Origin of the sequence: Herbiconiux sp. (assembly GCF_023264895.1) — a bacterium.
GTDB lineage: Bacteria > Actinomycetota > Actinomycetes > Actinomycetales > Microbacteriaceae > Herbiconiux.
The window spans coordinates 47068-66652 of record NZ_JAHFUY010000022.1 but is presented as its reverse complement, the minus strand read 5'-3'; the positions used below and the strand labels follow the sequence as shown (position 1 = coordinate 66652).

The 19585-nt window shown below is 70.4% G+C and carries 13 protein-coding genes; 12 read left to right on the top strand and 1 reads right to left on the bottom strand.

Annotated features, from left to right (window positions below; genetic code table 11):
- Positions 1 to 28 precede the first annotated feature (28 nt).
- The gene (locus Q0D57_RS04510; protein WP_291038830.1) at positions 29 to 3925 is read left to right on the top strand and encodes an AAA family ATPase; all 3897 of its coding nucleotides are present in this window, start codon (positions 29 to 31) and stop codon (positions 3923 to 3925) included.
- 72 nt (positions 3926 to 3997) lie between these two features.
- Here Q0D57_RS04510 and gndA read toward each other — a convergent pair whose 3' ends face one another.
- On the bottom strand, positions 3998 to 5455 hold the full coding sequence (gene gndA / locus Q0D57_RS04505; RefSeq protein ID WP_291038827.1) for an NADP-dependent phosphogluconate dehydrogenase: 1458 nt from the start codon (positions 5453 to 5455) through the stop codon (positions 3998 to 4000).
- A 231-nt stretch (positions 5456 to 5686) separates the two neighbouring features.
- Here gndA and Q0D57_RS04500 point away from each other — a divergent pair, with 231 nt between their 5' ends.
- From Q0D57_RS04500 to Q0D57_RS04450, 11 genes are all read left to right on the top strand, one after another.
- Positions 5687 to 6304 carry a 50S ribosomal protein L25/general stress protein Ctc gene (locus Q0D57_RS04500; protein WP_291038824.1) on the top strand — a complete coding sequence of 206 codons (618 nt, stop codon included), beginning with the start codon at positions 5687 to 5689 and terminating at the stop codon, positions 6302 to 6304.
- A 47-nt stretch (positions 6305 to 6351) separates the two neighbouring features.
- The gene (gene pth, locus Q0D57_RS04495) at positions 6352 to 6939 is read left to right on the top strand and encodes an aminoacyl-tRNA hydrolase (protein ID WP_291038821.1); all 588 of its coding nucleotides are present in this window, start codon (positions 6352 to 6354) and stop codon (positions 6937 to 6939) included.
- Positions 6940 to 7290: 351 nt separating this feature from the next.
- Positions 7291 to 10917, top strand: a complete 3627-nt coding sequence (mfd, locus tag Q0D57_RS04490; RefSeq protein ID WP_291038818.1) for a transcription-repair coupling factor — start codon at positions 7291 to 7293, stop codon at positions 10915 to 10917.
- A gap of 109 nt (positions 10918 to 11026) precedes the next feature.
- Positions 11027 to 12841 carry a cell wall-binding repeat-containing protein gene (locus Q0D57_RS04485; protein WP_291038815.1) on the top strand — a complete coding sequence of 605 codons (1815 nt, stop codon included), beginning with the start codon at positions 11027 to 11029 and terminating at the stop codon, positions 12839 to 12841.
- Between the two features lie 33 nt (positions 12842 to 12874).
- On the top strand, positions 12875 to 13540 hold the full coding sequence (locus tag Q0D57_RS04480) for a MazG family protein (RefSeq protein ID WP_291038812.1): 666 nt from the start codon (positions 12875 to 12877) through the stop codon (positions 13538 to 13540).
- Between the two features lie 117 nt (positions 13541 to 13657).
- Positions 13658 to 14929, top strand: coding sequence for a histidine--tRNA ligase (hisS, locus tag Q0D57_RS04475; RefSeq protein WP_291038808.1), 1272 nt, complete (start codon positions 13658 to 13660; stop codon positions 14927 to 14929).
- Between the two features lie 35 nt (positions 14930 to 14964).
- A complete protein-coding gene (locus Q0D57_RS04470; protein ID WP_291038805.1) occupies positions 14965 to 15462 on the top strand; it encodes a MarR family transcriptional regulator in 498 nt (165 codons plus the stop codon).
- Positions 15462 to 16685 carry an MFS transporter gene (locus Q0D57_RS04465; protein WP_291038802.1) on the top strand — a complete coding sequence of 408 codons (1224 nt, stop codon included), beginning with the start codon at positions 15462 to 15464 and terminating at the stop codon, positions 16683 to 16685. Before Q0D57_RS04470 ends, Q0D57_RS04465 begins: the two co-directional genes overlap by 1 nt.
- Before the next feature lie 90 nt (positions 16686 to 16775).
- A complete protein-coding gene (locus Q0D57_RS04460; RefSeq protein WP_291038799.1) occupies positions 16776 to 18491 on the top strand; it encodes an MFS transporter in 1716 nt (571 codons plus the stop codon).
- Between the two features lie 10 nt (positions 18492 to 18501).
- Positions 18502 to 18951 carry a MarR family winged helix-turn-helix transcriptional regulator gene (locus Q0D57_RS04455; protein ID WP_291038796.1) on the top strand — a complete coding sequence of 150 codons (450 nt, stop codon included), beginning with the start codon at positions 18502 to 18504 and terminating at the stop codon, positions 18949 to 18951.
- Entirely contained in the window at positions 18948 to 19547 is a 600-nt protein-coding gene (locus Q0D57_RS04450) for a TetR/AcrR family transcriptional regulator (RefSeq protein WP_291038793.1), read from the top strand. Before Q0D57_RS04455 ends, Q0D57_RS04450 begins: the two co-directional genes overlap by 4 nt.
- The last annotated feature ends 38 nt before the right edge of the window (positions 19548 to 19585 follow it).

The window sequence follows — 19585 nt, the reverse complement described above, 5'->3', positions numbered from 1 at the left end:
CACACGACGTGACGACGGAAGGCGGCCCGTGCACCTGAAGAGCTTGACCCTGAAGGGATTCAAGAGCTTCGCCAACCCCACCACGTTCGCGTTCGAGACCGGGGTCACGTGCGTGGTCGGCCCCAACGGATCCGGCAAGTCGAACGTGGTCGACGCCCTCGCCTGGGTGATGGGGGAGCAGGGCGCCAAGACCCTCCGCGGCGGCAAGATGGAGGACGTCATCTTCGCCGGCACCTCCACCAAGGGCCCGCTCGGCCGCGCCGAGGTCACCCTCACCATCGACAACGCCGACGGAGCGCTGCCGATCGAGTACTCCGAGGTCACGATCCGCCGCACGCTCTTCCGCAACGGCGGCAGCGAGTACGCCATCAACGGCGACAGCTGCCGGCTGCTCGACGTGCAGGAGCTCCTCAGCGACTCCGGGCTCGGTCGCGAGATGCACGTCATCGTGGGCCAGGGGCAGCTCGATGCCGTGCTGCACGCCACACCGGAGGGCCGGCGCGGTTTCATCGAGGAGGCCGCCGGCATCCTGAAGCACCGACGCCGCAAGGAGAAGACGCAGCGCAAGCTCGAGGCCATGCAGGCCAACCTCACGCGGTTGAGCGACCTCGCGGGCGAGATCCGCCGCCAGCTGAAGCCGCTCGGGCGCCAGGCCGAGATCGCCAAGGAGGCGCAGTCGATCGCCGCGATCGTGCGCGATGCGAAGGCCCGTCTGCTCGCCGACGAGGTGGTCGAGCTCCGCACCGCCCTCGACGCCGCCGCCCGCAGCGAGAGCGAGCGGCACACCGAGCGGCTCGTGCTGCAGGAGCGCCTCGAGCAGAACCAGCTCCGGGTCGGCCGCATCGAGCAGGCGCAGGTGGGGGATGCCGTGGACCTCGCCCGCCGCACGAGCTTCGGCCTCGAGTCGGTGCAGGAGCGGCTGCGGAACCTCTACAACCTCGCCCACCAGCGGCTCGCGCTGCTCGGCAGCGAAGAGGGGGTTCCGGATGCGGGGCCGAGCGTGACCCCCACGATGGTCGCCGACTCGCGCGAGGAGGTGAAGCGGCTGCTCGCCGAGGTCACCGGTGCCCAGGCCGCCTGGGAGGCCGCCCAGCAGGGCACGCTCAGGGCGCGCGGATCCCTCGACGCCCTCGACGAGCAGATCGCCTACCAGTCGTCGCTCGTGTCGAAGCACGACCTCGAGCTCTCGAAGCTCACCGGCCAGCTCGAGTCGGCGAACACCCGGCTCGCGACCGTGCGTGGCGAGGTGCTGCGGCATCAGAACGCCCTCGACGCGGCGGCCGCACGTCGTGAGGGCGCCGAGCAGGAGTTCGCGCTCGCCGAGGCGGAGTCGGCCGGCAACGAGGTCGACGCCACCGACCTCGACGAGGGCTACGAGTTCGCGCAGGCCCAGGTGTTCGAGGCCGAGGCCGAGATCGAGCGGCTCCGCGACGAGCTGCACGCCCACGAGCGCGAGCGGGACGCACTGGCCGCGCGCACGAGCGCCCTCACCATGGCCCTCGACCAGAAGGACGGATCGGCCGAGCTCGTCGCCGCCCGCCTCGACGGGGTGCGGGGGCTCGTGGCCGACCACGTGCGGGTCGACCCTGGCTACGAGGCCGCGGTGGCGGCCGCTCTCGGAAGCCTCGCCGACGCGGTCCTCGCCGACGACCTGGCCTCCGCCGTGGCGGCGGCCTCCGCGGCGGCCACGGGCGACATGGGGCGCGTCGAGCTCGTGATCGCGGCGCCGGCCGCATCGGGTGCGGCAGGTTCCGGGCCCGCTGATGCCTCCCGTTCCTCCGCCGCCGCGCCGTCCACCGCCGAACTCGCCTTCGTGGGAGCCGACGCGGTCGGCCTCGTCGCCGCCTCCACCGTCGTCTCCGGCCCGGCGGGTCTCCTCGGCCTCCTCGACGCCGTCGCGATCGCCGACGACCTCGACGCCGCGCGCCGGGCCTGGGACTCGCTCGACGCGGACGCCGCCGCATCCGCGACCCTCACCATCGTGACGAAGGCGGGGGAGGTGCTCACCCGCTACGTGCTGCGTGGTGGGTCGGGCGCCACGCGATCCCGGATCGAGCTCGTGGCCGAGCGCGACACCGCGGCGGTCGCGCTCGAGGAGCGCACGACCGCCATCTCGAGCGCCCGTTTCGCGCTCGCCGAGCAGCGCGGCATCGTGCAGGTCGCCAAGGAGCAGTCGCAGGCGGCGCTCTCGGCGCTCCGCGAGTTCGACGCCAAGCTCGCCGCCCGCACCGAGCGGCTCAGCCGGCTGAAGGCCCAGGTCGAGGCGGGGTCGGGCGAGCTCGACCGCCTGCAGAAGGCGGCGCAGCTCGCCCAGGATGCCGTGCAGCAGGCCGAGCAGGCCGCGGAGAAGGCGCGTGCCGAGCTCGAGGCCGTGCGCGAGCGGCCGCGGCCGATCCTCGATGTCTCCTCGCGCGAGGGTCTCCTCGCCGAGCTCGAGGCGGCGCGCGACCGCGAGGTCGAGACGCGGCTCGGTGTCGAGACGGCGCGCGAGCGGGTGCGTGCCGAGCAGGCTCGCACGGCGTCGCTCGAGAAGCAGCTCGAGGCGGATCGGGCGGCGGCCGAGGCTGCCGCCCGCCGGGCCGTCATCCGGCGCCGGCAGATCGCCGCGGCGACCGAGGTCACCGAGGCGCTGCCGCCCGTGCTCGAGTCGGTCGACCGCTCGGTGGCCGAGGCCAAGCTCCAGCTCGCGCAGCGCGAGGCCGAGCGCGCCGAGCAGAACGAGGAGCTCGTGGCGCTGCGCCGGGACGAGGCGTCGCTGCGGGAGCGGCTGCAGGCGATCACCGAGAACGTGCACGGCCTCGAGCTGCAGATCTACGAGAAGAAGCTGCACCTCTCGAGCCTGCTCGAGCGCGCCGCCTCCGAGCTCGGGCTCGTCGAGGACGTGCTCGTGGCCGAGTACGGCCCCGAGCAGCTCATCCCGGACGACGACGCCGTCCCCCTCATCGACACGAGCGCCGAGGCCGTCGAGGCGGCGACCGCCGACCTCGCGGCCCTCGCCGACCCCCGCGATCCGGTCGAGTCCGCGGACGAACCCGACGACCCCGAAGCCCGCCCACTTGACAGAAGTGGCGCCGAAAACACCCCACTTGACACAAGAAGTGCCAAGTCGGCGGTTTTGGGCGCAACTACTGTCAAGTCGGGGGAGTGGGGTGAGGATGCCGAGGGCGCCGGGTCCGAGAGCGCCGACCCCGGGTCCGAGGACGCCGAGGGCGCAAGCGCGGCCCCCGCACGCCCCACCCCCGAACCCCCCACGGGCCGCCCGTTCATCCGCACCGAGCAGAAGCAGCGCCTCGCGCGCGCCGAGCGCAAGCTCGCCGAGCTCGGCCGCGTGAACCCCCTCGCGCTCGAGGAGTTCGACGCCCTCGAGCAGCGCCACCGCTTCCTCACCGAGCAGCTCACCGACCTCACCAACACCCGCAAAGACCTCCTCACGATCATCGAGGAGATCGACGAGCGCATGCAGACGATCTTCGAGAGCGCCTTCGCCGACACCCAGGAGGCCTTCGCCAAGGTCTTCCCCGTGCTCTTCCCGGGCGGCACCGGATCGATCCAGCTCACGGATCCGACGAACATGCTCACGACCGGCATCGAGGTGAGCGTGAAGCCCGCCGGCAAGAAGATCGAGCGCCTCTCCCTGCTCTCGGGTGGCGAGCGCTCGCTCGCGGCGGTCGCGCTCCTCATCGCCATCTTCAAGGCCCGCCCGAGCCCGTTCTACATCATGGACGAGGTCGAGGCCGCCCTCGACGACGCCAACCTCGGCCGCCTCCTCACGATCTTCGAGGATCTCCGCGAGACCAGCCAGCTCATCGTCATCACCCACCAGAAGCGCACCATGGAGATCGCCGACGCCCTCTACGGCGTCTCCATGCGCCAAGACGGCGTCTCCGCAGTAGTAGGCCAACGAGTGTCCACCCCCTCTTCTTAACGCCGAAACGTCACTTTCCACGCGAAACCCCGAGGGGATGTGTGGAAAGTGACGTCTCGGCAGAGCGGGAGGTCAGTGGGTGCTGGGTGCGCTCTCGATCTCGGTGCGGTCGCCCGACCAGAGGGTGTGGAACGTGCCCTCGCGGTCGACGCGCTTGTAGGTGTGCGCGCCGAAGAAGTCGCGCTGGCCCTGCACGAGGGCGGCGGGGAGCCGCACCGACGCGAGCGAGTCGTAGTACGACAGCGCCGCACCGAACCCGGGAACCGGCACGCCCGAGAGCGCCGCGGTCGACACGACACGACGCCACGCCGCCTCGCCCGAGGCCACGGCCGAGGCGAAGTACGGGTCCTCGAGCAGGGTCGCGAGCGACGGGTTGTTCTCGTACGCCTCCACGATCCGGTTGAGGAACTGCGCGCGGATGATGCAGCCCGCGCGCCAGATCTTCGCCACGGCGCCCTTGTCGATCTCCCAGCCGAACTGCGCGGCCCCGGCGATGATCTCGTCGAAGCCCTGCGCGTAGGCGACGACCTTCGAGGCGTAGAGGGCGGCACGGATGTCGTCGGCGAACGAGTCCACGTCCACCGGGACGACCGACGGACGCGCCTTGATGGTCGCCTGCACGGCGGCGCGCTGCTCGGGCTTCGACGACAGCGAGCGGGCGAACACGGCCTCGGCGATGCCGCCGACGGGCACACCGAGCTCGAGCGCGTTCTGAACCGTCCAGGATCCGGTGCCCTTGGCCCCGGCCTGGTCGAGCACGATGTCGACGAACGGCTTGCCCGTGTCGGCATCGACCTGCTTGAGCACCTCGGCGGTGATCTCGATCAGGTACGACTCGAGGTCGCCGGAGTTCCAGGTCTCGAACACCGAGGCGATCTCCGCCGGCGCCCGGCCGGTCACGGTGCGCAGCAGGTCGTAGGCCTCGGCGATGAGCTGCATGTCGGCGTACTCGATGCCGTTGTGCACCATCTTCACGAAGTGGCCTGCACCATCGGTGCCGATGTGGGTCACGCACGGCTCGCCCTCGGCGACCGCGGCGATCGAGGCCAGGATCGGCCCGAGGGTCTTGTAGGCCTCGGCGGTGCCGCCGGGCATGATCGACGGGCCGTTCAGCGCGCCCTCCTCGCCACCGGAGATGCCGGTGCCGACGAAGTGGATGCCCGTGGCCGAGACGTCCTTCTCACGGCGGATTGTGTCGTGGAAGTTGGCGTTGCCGCCGTCGACGATGATGTCGCCCGGCTCGAACCGCGACGCCAGCTCGGAGATGACGGCATCCGTGCCGGCACCGGCCTGCACCATGATGATCGCGGTGCGCGGCTTCTGCAGCGACGCCACGAAGTCGTCGATCGACTCGGAGGCCACGAAGCCCGCCTCGGGGTGCTCGGCGACGAGCTTGCGGGTGCGCTCGGGGGAGCGGTTGTAGACGGCGACGGTGTTCCCCGAGCGGCTGGCGAGGTTGCGGGCGAGATTCGAGCCCATCACCGCCATCCCGACGACTCCGATGTTGGCGGTTCCCGACGCTTCTGACATGCGTGATGCTCCTTGTAGACGTGGACTCCCCAAGCGTAGTAGTAGCGGATGCGCCGGAGAGCGGATGCGCTAGAGTGGGTGACTGAACTTCGGCGAGGGATGCGCACGCAATCGCGAGCATCCGTTATCGACGCGGTGGACTGGGCCTTAAACCGTCTTTCCTCTCGCTTCACGCGGTCGAGTTGAAACCACACACACGAGGCGGGCCCAGAGGCTCGCGAATCAAGGAGCATGAACATGGCTGACGACACCAAGGTCACCGCCGAGACCCGCACCCAGTTCGGCAAGGGCTTCGCCCGTCGCGTCCGCGCCGCCGGCAAGATCCCCGCCGTGATCTACGGCCACGGCACCGAGCCCCAGCACATCACCCTGCCCGGTCACCAGACCGCGCTGATCCTGCGCAAGTCGAACCAGGTGCTCGAGCTCACCATCGACGGCGTCGAGTCGCTCGCCCTGGTGAAGGACGTGCAGAAGGACCCCGTGCTCCAGATCATCGAGCACATCGACCTCATCGTCATCCGCAAGGGTGAGAAGGTCCAGGTCGAGGTCAACGTGCACCTCGAGGGCGAGTCGGCTCCCGGAACCATGGCCACCCAGGACTCGCAGACCGTCCTGCTCGAGGTCGAGGCCATCCACATCCCCGAGAGCGTCACCGTGTCGATCGAGGGCCTCGAGGACGGCGCCGTCGTCCGTGCCTCCGACATCGAGCTGCCCGCCGGTGCGACCCTCATCACCGATGAGGAGACGGTCATCGTCGGCGTCAGCATCCCCGAGGAGGAGCCCACCGACGAGCCCGCCGAGGGCGAAGGCGCCGCCGAGTCGGTCTCCCCGGCTCCCGACGCCGAGTAGTCATCGCTCTCCTGCGATTCCTGCGACGGCATCCCTCTGACCCGCCCGTGAGCACGGCAGATCTCTGGCTCGTGGTCGGGCTCGGCAACCCCGGGCCCGGCTACGCCGCGAATCGCCACAACATCGGGCAGATGGTCACGGCCGAACTGGCCGAGCGGATGCGCGCAACATTCAAGTCGCACAAGACGAATGCGCGGGTCGCCGAGGGACGCATCGTCCCCGGTGGTCCGCGCTTCGTCGTGGCGAACCCCAACACGTACATGAACGTGTCCGGCGGCCCCGTCAACGGGCTGCTGAAGTTCTACGGGCTCACGCCCGAGCGGCTCATCGTGGTGCACGACGAGCTCGACATCCCGTTCGACACCCTCAAGCTCAAGCAGGGCGGCGGGCACGGCGGCCACAACGGCCTCCGCGACATCATCGCCGCCACCGGCAGCCCCGACTTCCTCCGCGTGCGCGTGGGCATCGGCCGCCCGCCCGGCCGTATGCAGGCCGCCGACTTCGTGCTCCAGAACTTCAGCTCGAACGAACGAGAGTCGCTGCCGAACCTCATCACGGACGCCACGGATGCTGTCGAGCTCATCGCGGCCGACGGCTTGCCCGCTGCTCAACTGAAGTTCCATACGGGTACCTGAGCTGTTTTGGTTCCGCGCCGCCGCCTCTGCGGCGCGGGCGACGTGCGATGCGGCTGTCGCGGATCGTCGCTTCGCGGCGCCCCGCGGCACCCGTATCGCCTCGGGTCGGCGGGTACGGCCCGCGGCTGGTCACACCCCTCGCGGTTGTGCGTGGGTGGCGGCTTCGCGCGGCTTCCACCTCCCTCGACCACCGTGCGAGCGACGATGCCGCGGGCCGTACCCGACGACCCAGAGTGAGCGCGCGGCCGCGAAGCGACCGCCCGCGAACATGTCGCCTCGCGCCGGGCGGGGACCGGCGCGAGCGCCGCAGCACGCGGCCGAAGGCCACGGGCTGCGGCGTAAACTAGCACAGTGATTCAGGGCTTAGTTACTGCGCTCTCGCGCGCCTCCACGTTCGAGAAGGCCCTGGCGAACGCCGGGCGGGACAGCGACTTCTCGCTCCCCGAAGGCCTCCGGGCGCCACTGCTGGCCGCCATGATGGAGCGGCGGATCGAGCGGGGACTGCCCGCCGCGATGCTCGTCGTCACCGCCACCGGCCGGGAGTCCGAGAAGCTCCGGGAGTCGCTCGCGAGCTTCCTGCCGGGCGGCGAGATCGTCGAGTTCCCCGCCTGGGAGACGCTGCCGCACGAGCGCCTCAGCCCGAGCGCCGAGATCGTCGGCAAGCGCATCGACGCGCTCCGCCGCCTCGTCGAGTGGCAGCGCGTCACGGATGCCGGCGGCGAGCCGCCGGTGCCCATGATCGTCGTGGCGTCCGTCCGCGCCGCCCTGCAGCCGCTCGCCTCGAACCTCGCCGACCTCGAGCCGATCCACCTCGAGAAGGGCGCGCGCGGGTTCGACCTCTCGGCGCTCTCGCAGCAGCTCGTCGAGCTCGCCTACTCCCGCGTCGACATGGTCACGCGCCGCGGCGAGTACGCCCTCCGCGGCGGCATCCTCGACGTCTTCCCGCCCATCGCCGAGCATCCGTACCGCGTGGACTTCTTCGGCGACGAGGTCGACGAGATCCGCGCCTTCTCCGTGGCCGACCAGCGCTCCCTGCCGGATGACGAGGGCGGCGAGGTCGGCGCCATCAGCCTCCCGCCGAGCCGCGAGCTCCTGCTCGGCGCCGCCGTGCGCCAGCGTGCCCGCGAGATGCAGCACGAGTTCCCGAGCCTGTCGCAGATGCTCGAGAAGATCGGCGCGGGCATCCCGGTGGAGGGCATGGAGTCGCTCGCTCCCGCGCTCGTCGACGAGCTCGTGACCGTGGCCCACTACCTGCCCCGCGGCTGCGCCGTGGCCGTGGTCTCTCCCGAGCGCGTCGCCACGCGCGCCATCAACCTGGCGGAGACGAACCGCGAGTTCCTCTCCGCCGCCTGGGTGGCCGCCACCGCCGGCGCCGAGGCCCCGATCGACCTCGCGTCGGGCGAGTTCATCTCGCTCACCGACCTGCGGGCCGCCGCGGGGGTCGACCGCGCCTGGTGGACCTTCAGCGAGTTCCAGCAGGGCCCCGCCGAGGAGGACGTGCTGCCCGAGCACCGCGAGCTCGAGGAGCACCTCACCATCCGCGTGCAGGCCGACGCCGTGCCGAGCTTCTCGGGCAACGCCGACGGCGCGCTCGCCCACGTGGCCGAGCGCCTCGCCGACGGGTGGACGGTCGCGGTGGTCGCCAAGGGCCAGGGTCTCGTCGAGCGCGCTGCCGACGTGCTCGCCGAGCGCGGCATCCCGGCCCGCCAGGTGGAGGACTACCCGGTGGACGCCGAGCCGGGCATCGCGCACGTGCTGCGCGCCGCCGTCGAGCACGGCTTCGAGCTCGCCGAGCTCAAGCTCGCCCTGATCGGCGAGACCGAGTTCTTCGGCCGCACCGTCGGCTACGACAACCGTCAGGTCAAGAAGCTCGCGAGCCGCCGCAGGAACGTGGTCGACCCGCTGCAGTTGAAGACCGGCGACTACGTGGTGCACACCACGCACGGCATCGGCAAGTTCCTCGAGCTCACCCAGCGCGAGGTCTCCAGCGGTGGCCGCAATGCCATCAAGACCACGCGTGAGTACCTCGTGATCGAGTACGCCCCCTCCAAGCGCGGCTACCCGGGCGACAAGCTCTACGTGCCCACCGACCAGCTCGACCTGCTCAGCCGCTACGTCGGCGGCGAGGCCCCGGCGCTCAGCAAGATGGGCGGATCGGACTGGGCCGGCGCCAAGAGCAAGGCGCGGAAGGCCGTCCGCGACATCGCCGTGGAGCTCGTGAAGCTCTACTCGGCGCGGATGGCCTCGAAGGGTCACGCCTTCGGCCCCGACACCCCGTGGCAGCACGAGCTCGAGGAGGCGTTCCCGTTCCAGGAGACGCCCGACCAGCTGACCGTCATCGACGAGGTGAAGGCTGACATGGAGCGGCCGATCCCGATGGATCGCCTGCTCTCCGGCGACGTGGGCTTCGGCAAGACCGAGATCGCCATCCGGGCCGCGTTCAAGGCTGTGCAGGACGGCAAGCAGGTGGCGATGCTCGTGCCCACCACGCTGCTCGTGCGCCAGCACATGGAGACGTTCCAGGAGCGCTTCGCCGGATTCCCGGTGCACCTGAAGGCGCTCAGCCGGTTCCAGACCGACAAGGAGATCCGCGAGACGGTCGCGGGTCTCCTCGACGGCACGGTCGACGTCGTGATCGCGACCCATCGCATCCTGAGCGACAACATCGCCTTCAAAGACCTGGGTCTCCTCATCATCGACGAGGAGCAGCGGTTCGGTGTGGAGCACAAGGATCAGCTGAAGAAGCTCAAGACCAACGTCGACATCCTCGCCATGAGCGCGACGCCCATCCCGCGGACGCTCGAGATGGCGGTCACGGGCATCCGGGAGATGTCGACGCTCGCGACGCCGCCGGAGGACCGGCATCCGATCCTGACCTTCGTGGGGCCGTACTCCGACAAGCAGGTGGGGGCCGCGATCCGGCGCGAGCTGCTGCGCGAGGGGCAGGTGTTCTTCGTGCACAACCGCGTGTCGTCGATCAACCGGGTCGCCGCGCAGCTCGCCGAGCTCGTGCCCGAGGCGCGCATCGCGGTGGCGCACGGTCAGATGAGCGAGACCGCGCTCGAGCAGGTCATCGTCGACTTCTGGGAGCGCAAGTTCGACGTGCTCGTCTCGACGACGATCATCGAGACGGGCATCGACATCGCCAATGCGAACACCTTGATCGTGGATCGGGCCGACAAGTACGGCCTCTCGCAGCTGCACCAGCTGCGCGGCCGGGTGGGTCGTGGGCGCGAGCGGGCCTACGCCTACCTGCTCTTCGACGAGCACAAGCCGCTGTCGGAGACGGCGAACGACCGGCTCTCGACGCTCGCGGCCAACAACGAGCTCGGCTCGGGCATCCAGGTGGCGCTGAAGGACCTCGAGATCCGGGGTGCGGGAAACCTGCTCGGCGGCGAGCAGGCCGGGCACATCGCGGGGGTGGGCTTCGACCTCTACCTCCGGATGATCGGCGAGGCCGTGTCGACGTTCCGCGGCGACGTGGCGGAGGGCCAGACCGAGCTGCGGCTCGAGCTGCCGGTCGACGCGCACATCCCTGAGGACTACGTCGACAGCGAGCGCCTGCGCCTCGAGGCCTACCAGAAGCTCTCGGCCGCAGCCGCGCCGAACGCCTCGGACGACTCGATCGACCGCGTGATCGAAGAGCTCACCGACCGCTACGGCGAGCCGCCGGCCGAGGTCTCGAACCTCATCGCGGTGTCGCGCCTTCGCCGCCGCGCCCAGAAGTCGTCGCTCGGCGAGGTCGTCACGATGGGCTCGAACCTGCGCGTGGCCCCGGTCGACCTGCCCGACTCCATCCAGGTGCGCCTGAAGCGCCTGTACCCCACGGCCAAGTACTTCCAGGCCGCCTCCGCCCTCTCGGTCCCCATGCCCGTGGTCGACGGCGTCCCCCTGGCCGACGCCGACCTCATCGCGTGGGTGGCGTCCTTCCTCGACGCCATCGTCCCCCTCCCGACCCCCGCCCCGGCGACCACCTAGCGCGGTCAGGCGCCGCCCGCTCAGGCGCTACGCTGATGCACACGTGTCGATGGGCGGCACAGGGGCGAACTGGGGGAGACGGATGCGACGACGCATGCGCTGGAGCACGATGGCGGCAGCGACAGTGGCGGCGGTGCTCCTTGGGAGCCTGACCGCCGTGCCGGCGATGGCCGACGTCGATCCTGTGGTCGAGCCCTCCACCTCGATGGCTGATCCGGCCGCCCGCGTCACCCAGAACCCCACGCCGATGCTCGATTCCATCAGCGGATCGTGGGGCTCCTTCATGGAGCCGGGCGTCGGCGGGTTCGTGGTGGCTGACGACGTCGTCGAGCTTCGGGTGGCGCTCCCCGCCGAGCTCTCGAGCCGGTTCGGTGAGCCGTGGGAGTTCGCTGTGCGCACGCGGGACAACGGACAGACGTTGTCGTCGGGTCAGGTGGATGCGAGCACCGGACGCTTCAGCGCCTCCGTGCCGCAGTCGCTGCGCGGGTTCTCCGAGGTCGAGCTCGTCGTGACCGACTACTACCAGAGCGGCACCTCCGTGCCGGTGCCCGTGACGTTCAGCGCGATCCTGCGTGTCCGTGCCGATCAGAACGCCACGTCTGCGAACATCGCGCTCACGAAGGCCACCGCGAGCAGCTACGGCCGTTCGACCATGTACGGCTCGTCGCCGCAGGATGCGCGCGTCGCCCCGGGCAGCACGGTGACCATCACGTCGAAGCCGGGCACCTGGACCCGTGGTCCCGACGGCGACTGGGCGAATCCCGCCCCGATCCGCGCGATGCTGTTCGCCCCGGGTGGAGCGGCGTCGTTCGGCTTCCTCCCCGGCACCGCTTCGGCCGACGGCTCCACGGTCACCGTCCGCATCCCACGCGCATCCCTCACGCCGTACTTCCCGAACGGCGAGACGAGCCGCCCGCTGACGATGCAGGTCGATCTCTCGCCGGCAGGATCCGGCCTCCCGAACGGCACCTTCTCGGTGCAGGCCTATCTGGAGCTCGTGCCGTCGATCCAGCCCGCCGTCGACCGCGTCGAGGGCCCCGATCGTTACTCCGTTGCCGCTGCCGTCGCCTACCGCGCCTTCCCCGACGGAGCGGACACCGCGTTCGTCGTGACCGGAGCGAACTACCCTGACGCCCTCTCGGCGGGGCCGGCAGCCGTGCACCGTGACGCACCCCTTCTCCTGACGAAGCGGGACTCTCTTCCCCCGGCGGCGGCCGAGGTGCTGGCGCACCTGGCCGCCCGGGACGTGTACGTGGTGGGCGGGCCGGACTCGGTCTCGGCCGAGGTCGTCGCTCAGATCGAATCGACCGGTGCGACGGTGCATCGCATCGGAGGGGCTGACCGCTACGCCGCCTCCCGCGCTCTCGCAGCCGATGCGTTCACGGGAGCCGGTGCAGGATCCGGACTCGTGTACATCGCGACCGGGGCTAACTTCCCCGACGCCCTCGCGGCCGGAGGTGCTGCGGGCAACGCGGGTGCGCCCGTGCTGCTCGTGCGCGGCGCTGCTCCGACGCTCGACGCGGAGACCGAGGCCCAGCTGCGGGATCTCGGCGTCACCCGGATCAAGATCGCAGGCGGACCGGCATCGGTCTCGACGGGAATCGAGAAGGCGCTTGCGGCGATCGCCCCGACCACCCGCCTGGCGGGGCCCGACCGCATCAGCGCGGCCGCGGCCATCAACCTCGACGCCTACGGCACGAGCGAACGCGCCTTCGTGGTGACGGGCTACAAGTTCCCCGACGCCCTGGCCGGGTCGGCGTGGGCGGGCAAGCTCGGCGCGCCACTCTACGTGTCGCGCGCCGAGTGCCTCCCTCCCGTGGTCAGTGCGGCGTTCTTCCAGCAGAAGGTGAAGCAGGTCACCCTGATCGGTGGTCCGGCCTCGCTCGCGCCTGCCGTGCCCGATCTCGATCTCTGCACGGGCTGAGCAGGCCGCCCCGGCGAGAAATACACTGCTGGCATGGTTGAGATCCCGGATGCTGCGACCGAGCTCGAGCGACTGGTGGCGGTGACCGCGCTGCTGCGGGCGCCGGGTGGTTGCCCGTGGGATGCGGAGCAGACGCACGCGAGCCTCGTGCAGTACCTCACCGAGGAGACGCACGAGCTGATCGAGGCGATCGAGTCGGGCTCGCGTGAGGAGATGATCGAGGAGCTCGGCGACGTGCTCTACCAGGTCGTCTTCCACGCCGACATCGCCGCGCACACCCCCGGCGAGGACTTCACGATCGAGGACGTCGCGGCGCACATGACCGCGAAGATGGTGGGCCGGCATCCGCATGTGTTCGCCGACCTCGACCTGGCCACCGCGGGCGACGTCGAGAACGCCTGGGACTCCTTCAAGGCGGCCGAGAAGCCCTCCCGCACGAGCGTGCTCGACGGCATCCCCCTAGGCATGCCCTCCCTGGCCCTGGCCGACAAACTCCTCGGCAAAGCCAAGAAACTAGGCGTCGAGGTCGCCCAAGCGGCAGAGCCAACACTCACCGACGAGGCGGCCCTCGGATCCCACCTGCTCGCCATCGTCGCGGCAGCGAAGGCCGAGGGCCTAGACGCCGAACGAGCCCTCCGCACCACCCTCCGCACCCTCCGCACAGACATCCAGACGGCCGAACAGACCCCCGCACAATGAGCGCAACCCAGCAGGCCTTACTCGACGACCCAGAGTGAGCGCGCGGCCGCGTGAGCGACCGCACGCGAACATGTCGCCCGCGCCGGGCAGGGACCGGCGCGGCTATAACCTAGATCCATGCAGGTCTCCCCCCCGCGCGGCATGCGCGACTTCCTTCCCGGCGACAAGGGCAAGCGCGAGCGCGTGCTCGGGCTCATCCGGAGCGCGTACGCGGCGCACGGGTTCGACGAGATCGAGACGCCCGTGGTGGAGGACTTCGGCCGGCTGCACGCCGGCCTCGGCGGCGACAACGAGAAGCTCGCCTTCAACGTCATGAAGCGCGGCCTCGATGCGGCGGCCCTGCAGGCCGCCGCCGACGCCGACGACCCCGACGCCCTCGCCGACCTCGGCCTGCGCTTCGACCTCACGGTGCCGCTCGCCCGCTTCTACGCCACCCACCGCGCCGCCCTCCCGCAGGTGTTCCGCGCCGTGCAGATCGCCCCCGTCTGGCGCGCCGAGCGACCGCAGAAGGGCCGCTACCGCCAGTTCGTGCAGTGCGACATCGACATCATCGGCGAGGCCGGCATCCTGGCCGAGATCGAACTCCTCACCGCCACCCTCGCCACGCTCGACGCCCTCGGCCTCGAGCGCTGCCGCATCCGGATCAACGACCGCCGCGTGCTGTTCGGCCTGCTCGAGAGCTTCGGCTTCGACGACGCCGAGCACGACTCGGTGCTCGTCACCATCGACAAGCTCGACAAGGTGGGCCCGTCCGGGGTCATCGACGAGCTCACGGCGAAGGGCGCCACGGAGGGCGCCGTCGCGGCGCTCTCCGAGTGGCTGCACGCGCCGGAGAGGGCCCTTCCGAGCGGCCGGGCCGAGGAGGCCCGCTCCGACATCGCGCGCATCGAAGACGCCCTGCGCGCCTCGGGCGTTGAGGGCGAGCTCGTCTTCGACCCGTTCCTCGTGCGCGGCATGGGCTACTACACCGGCACGATCTTCGAGATCGAGCACCCCGACTTCAGCTTCTCGCTCGGCGGGGGAGGGCGCTACGACGGCATGATCGGCCGCTTCCTCGGCGAGGACGTGCCGGCCTGCGGCTTCTCGATCGGCTTCGAGCGCATCATCGACCTCATCGCCGACCCGGCCGCCGACGCCGCCACGAGCCTCGTGCTCGTGCACGACAAGGCCGACGACCCCGAGCGCCTGCTGCGCTTCAAGCGCGACCTCATCGCCCGCGGCCACCGCGTGCGCCTCGAGCGCCGCACCAAGAACCTCGCCCCTCTGCTCCAGCGGGCTCAGGATGCCGGGTTCCGCGCGTTCGCCCTGCTCAACCGCGGCGCCCAGGGCGTCGACGACCTCGAGATCAGGCCGTTCGAGCAGGGGGACGGTCAATCCGCTCGAGAGTGACCACTACATAGTTTATGCATGTAAACTAGATCCTCGTGAACACACAGATCAGCAGCTCTCCCGAACTCCCCGCTCTGCTCTCCGACCTCATGTCGGTCACGCACCGCCTCACCCGGATCGCCGCCGAGGCGACCCACGACCCCACCCGCCAGAGCGTCTCGCCGGCGACCTGGCGCACGCTCAGCGTGCTCAGCACCTTCGGCCCGATGCGCCTCGGCGAACTCGCCAAGCAGGCGCGCGTGAGCCAGCCCGCCATGTCGAAGATCGTCGCCAACCTCAACGAGGTCGAGTGGATCCGCCGGATCGCCGACGTCGACGACGCCCGTGCCTGGCAGATCGCCCTCGCCCCCAAGGGCATCCGGGCCCTCGCCGACTGGCGTGAGAGGCTCGGCGGCGCCCTCGCCCCGCTCTTCGACGACCTCGCCCCCGCCGACCTCGACGTCATCACCCGCGCGCTCGACCTCCTGCACGAGTGCACCGAGCAGAGCGCCACGGCAGGGTCCGTGCGCGGCGGATCGCTGATGGCCGCGTGATGAGCGGAAAGACCGGCAGCAACAGCATCCTCCACCGGCCCAAGGCCGTCTGGGCAGTCGCCTTCGCCTGCGTCATCGCCTTCATGGGCATCGGTCTCGTCGACCCCATCCTCCCGGCCATCGCCGACAGCCTCGAGGCCACCCAGACCCAGACGAGCCTGCTCTTCACGAGCTACCTCCTCATCACGGGCGCGGCGATGCTCTTCACGAGCTGGCTCTCGACCCGCATCGGCGCCCGCACGACCCTCCTCATCGGCCTCGCGCTCATCGTGGCCTTCGCCCTCGCGGCGGGCCTCTCGGGCACGGTCGAGGAGGTCATCGGGTTCCGCGCCGGCTGGGGCCTCGGCAACGCGCTCTTCATCTCCACGGCGCTCGCCACCATCGTGGGCGCGGCCAGCGGGGGAGCGAGCTCGGCGATCATCCTCTACGAGGCCGCCCTCGGTCTCGGCATCGCGATCGGACCGCTGCTCGGCGGGCTCCTCGGCTCCATCAGCTGGCGCGGGCCGTTCTTCGGCACCTCCGTGCTCATGGCCGTGGGCTTCATCGCCATCGCCACCCTCATGAATAAGCCCACCGAGAAGCCCGTGCCGAGCCCGGTCTCGGCCCCCTTCAAGGCGCTCACCCGGCCGGCGCTTGCCATCCTCGCCGTCGCCGCCCTGTTCTACAACATCGGCTTCTTCATCCTCCTGGCCTACACGCCCTTCCCGCTCGGGCTCGACGAGATGGGGCTCGGTCTCACCTTCTTCGGCTGGGGGCTCGCCGTCGCGGTCACCTCGGTCTGGGCAGCGCCGCTGCTCACCCGGCGGCTCCCGCGCACGCGCGTGCTCTGGACGGTGCTCCTCCTGCTCGGCGCCGACCTCGTGGCCGCCGGCCTCCTCGTGCAGAGCACGGGTGGGCTCATCACCTGCGTCATCGTCGGCGGTGCGCTGCTCGGCGTGATGAACACCGTGCTCACCGAGTCGGTCATGGCGGCGACGGATCTGCCGAGGCCCGTGGCATCCTCCGCCTACTCGGCCGTGCGGTTCCTCGGTGGGGCCGCCGCCCCGCCGCTCGCCTCGGTCATCGCGGGCGCCTTCACCGCGGCGACCCCCTTCTACGTGGCAGCCGGATCCGTCGTGATCGCCTCGCTCATCATCGTCGTCGGCCACCGCGCCATCGCGCACGTCGACCACGAGGAGGAGAGCGAGCTGGTCGAGGCGGAGGCCATCTCCATCGGCGAGTAGAAAAGTTGCAGTCTCTGCAGTAATTAGTTGATCGACGTCAACCAAAGGGGTATAGTTGACGTCGATCAACTTTCTACTGTTTGGAGAACGGTGTCCCTGAAAACCTCTGAAGCGCCGGCGCAGACCGCCGACGCCGCGTCGCGCCGCCGGGTGCTGGTGCCGCTGTCGGGCCTCCTGCTCGGCATGTTCGTGGCGATGCTCGCGAGCACCGTCGTGTCGAGCTCGCTGCCGAAGATCATCGGCGACCTGGGCGGCACCCAGGCCGGCTTCACCTGGGTGGTCACCTCGACCCTCCTGGCCACGACCGTGTCGACGCCCATCTGGGGCAAGCTCGCCGACCTCACCAACCGCAAGCTGCTCATCCAGCTCTCGCTGCTCATCTTCATCGTCGGCTCCGGCCTCGCCGGGCTCGCGCAGAACACCGAGATGCTCATCTTCTTCCGCGTGCTGCAGGGTCTCGGCGCCGGTGGCCTCACCGCCCTCGTGCAGGTCGTGATGGCCGACATCATCCCGCCACGCGAGCGCGGCCGCTACATGGGCCTGCTCGGTGCCGTCATGGCCGTGGCCACGGTCGGCGGCCCCCTGCTCGGCGGCGTCATCACCGACTCGATCGGCTGGCGATGGAACTTCTACATCGCCGTGCCGTTCGCCATCGCGGCCATCGTCGTGCTGCAGCGCACCCTCCACATCCCCACGCACAAGCGCAAGGTGCGCATCGACTACCTCGGCGCCGCCCTCATCGCGGCCGGCGTCTCGCTGCTGCTGATCTGGGTGACCCTCGCCGGCAGCGACTTCGAGTGGCTCTCCGCCACGAGCATCCTCATGGTCGTCGGTGCCGTCGTGCTGCTCGGTCTCGCGGTGCTCACCGAGCTCAAGGTCAAGGAGCCCATCATCCCGATGGGGCTGTTCAAGAACCGCACCTTCTGGCTCGCCGTCGTAGCGAGCATCTCGGTGGGCGTGGCGATGTTCGGCACGAGCGTGTTCCTCAGCCAGTACATGCAGCTCGCCCGCGGCAAGACCCCCACCGAGTCCGGCATCTACACGATCCCGATGATCGCCGGCGTGCTGGTCTCCTCGATCGTCATCGGTCAGGTCATCAGCCGCACCGGCAAGTGGAAGCGCTACATGGTGACCGGATCGGTGCTGCTCACCATCGGCCTCGCCCTCATGGGCACCATCCGCTACGACACGAGCTTCGCACTCGTCTTCGTCTACATGTTCGTGATGGGCGCGGGCGTCGGCATGGTCATGCAGAACCTCGTGCTGATCGTGCAGAACGCCGTCGACCCGCGGCAGATCGGCACCGCGAGCGCCTCGGTGGCGTTCTTCCGGAGCCTCGGTGGAACCATCGGCGTGAGCGTCATGGGCGCCGTGCTCGGCAGCCGCATCACCTCCCTCGTGGCCGACGGCCTCGCGAAGCTCGGCATCGACCCCTCGCAGACCGGGGGGCTCTCGAGCGGTGCGATCCCGGATCTCAGCACGCTGCCGGAGCCCGTCCGCATCCTCGTGGAGTCGGCCTACGGCGAGGCGGTGGCCGACGTGTTCCTCATCGCCGTGCCGCTCGCCGTGATCTCGATCATCGCGATCGCGCTGCTGCCGAACCGCGCCCTCGGCACGAAGACCTCGGCCGAGCAGATCGCCGAGCAGGAGAAGGCGGCGTCGATCATGGTGGCCGTCTCGGGGGCCGAGGTCGCCGCCGACACCGAGGGCATCCCGCTGGAGGACGCCGAGTCGGAGGCCGGGGCCGCGAACGAGGAGGCCGGGCCCGCGAACGAGGAGGCCGAGACCGCTGACCGCTCCCGCTAGCCTTGTGGGTGTGAGCTCCGAGGACCGAACCGAGGCCATTCTCGCCGTGGAGGGCGAGATGGCCCGGATCGTGCGTGCGACGCGGGCGTTCCTGCTCGAGAACGCCGCCCGCTTCTCCCCGGAGCTCCCGCCCTCCGGCTTCTGGGTGCTGCGCCACATCGTGAAGAACGCGCCCGTGGCGCCGGGTGCGATCGTGGCGCACATCGGCATGGACAAGAGCGTCGTGAGCCGCCACCTCAGACTGCTGAAAGACCTCGGTTTCGTCACGAGCGTGCCGGATCCGGCCGACGGCCGCGCGAGCCTCTACGAGCCCACGGCCGCCACCCTCCAGCGCATGGCCGACATCCGGCACGAGGTGCAGTCCGCCTACGCCGGCGTGCTCGACGACTGGAGCGACGACGACGTGCGCCGGTTCGTGCAGCTGCTCGGTGCCTTCAACGACAGTCTCGAGTCGCGATGAGCTCGCTCCGCGAACGCAAGAAGACCGAGACCCGCGCCGCCATCCACGAGGCGGCCCTGCGACTCGTGGCGGCCCACGGCGCCGCCCACGCCTCGGTGGGCGCCATCTGCTCCGAGGCCGGCGTCTCGACCCGCACGTTCTTCAACTACTTCCCCTCGAAGGTCGCGGCCATCGTGGGCCTGTCGACCTTCGAGATCACGGATGCGCAGCGCGAGTCGTTCCTGGCGGGAACGGGGGAGCGGGGTCTCGTCCGCGACCTCTGCACCCTCGTGGGCGACATCATGGACTCGACGTCCCGTGCGGGGAGAGGCCGGGCGGGAGCCGACCGGCAGGCCATCCGGGAGCTCCTCGCCGACCAGCCCGAGCTGGCGCCGGACGTCATCAAGCTGGCCGCCCTGCTGCGCCGTGACATCGTGGCCCTCGCCGAGCAGCGCACCTCGCCCGAGCGCGCGCAGCTCGCGGTCACCCTCGTCATGAGCGCCGTCGACTGCGCCCTGCACCGGCCGCTCGAGGCACCCGAGCAGGCAGAATTCACCGGATGGCTGTTCGACGCCGTCATGACCATGCAGGCCATCGCGCGCGAATCGTTAGACTAGCCACCGGTGGCTGCACGCTCTGGTGCACGCCGCTGCCC

Coding starts and splice junctions, on each gene's coding strand:
- Q0D57_RS04450 (WP_291038793.1), top strand. CDS start 18,948: ATGAGCTCGCTCCGCGAACGCAAGAAGACCGAGACCCGCGCCGCCATC.
- hisS (WP_291038808.1), top strand. CDS start 13,658: ATGCAGGTCTCCCCCCCGCGCGGCATGCGCGACTTCCTTCCCGGCGAC.
- Q0D57_RS04465 (WP_291038802.1), top strand. CDS start 15,462: ATGAGCGGAAAGACCGGCAGCAACAGCATCCTCCACCGGCCCAAGGCC.
- Q0D57_RS04485 (WP_291038815.1), top strand. CDS start 11,027: ATGGCGGCAGCGACAGTGGCGGCGGTGCTCCTTGGGAGCCTGACCGCC.
- Q0D57_RS04480 (WP_291038812.1), top strand. CDS start 12,875: ATGGTTGAGATCCCGGATGCTGCGACCGAGCTCGAGCGACTGGTGGCG.
- Q0D57_RS04500 (WP_291038824.1), top strand. CDS start 5,687: ATGAACATGGCTGACGACACCAAGGTCACCGCCGAGACCCGCACCCAG.
- gndA (WP_291038827.1), bottom strand. CDS start 5,455: ATGTCAGAAGCGTCGGGAACCGCCAACATCGGAGTCGTCGGGATGGCG.